Annotated in this window: 1 protein-coding gene; it reads left to right on the top strand. The window is 35.8% G+C overall.

Annotated elements, in window-relative coordinates:
• Window positions 1-318 (top strand): AMP-binding protein (locus H2O73_RS23645; protein ID WP_182110756.1); only part of this gene is annotated, 318 nt, incomplete at both ends.

The following is a 318-nucleotide window of genomic DNA, read 5'->3' as shown; positions in this document are numbered from 1 at the left end:
AATCAATTTTATACAGCACCAACAGCTATTCGTGCATTAGCGAAACAAGGAGTAGAGTTAGTAGAAAAATACGATCTATCTTCTCTTAAGGTTTTAGGAAGTGTAGGAGAGCCAATAAATGAAGAAGCTTGGCATTGGTATAATGATAATGTAGGAAAGAATAAGAGTCCGATTATAGATTCTTGGTGGCAGACAGAAACAGGAGGAATCATGATCACACCAATTCCGTATGTAACACCAACCAAACCAACCTATGCAACCTTACCTTTTATAGGAATTCAACCTTGTATTATGAATGAAAAAGGTGAAGAGTTAAAA

This window comes from Vibrio marinisediminis, assembly GCF_014050145.1.
In the GTDB taxonomy this organism is placed as follows: Bacteria; Pseudomonadota; Gammaproteobacteria; order Enterobacterales; family Vibrionaceae; genus Vibrio; species Vibrio marinisediminis.
The sequence above is the reverse complement of the archived record's forward strand: the minus strand, read 5'-3'. Positions and strand labels throughout refer to the sequence as shown.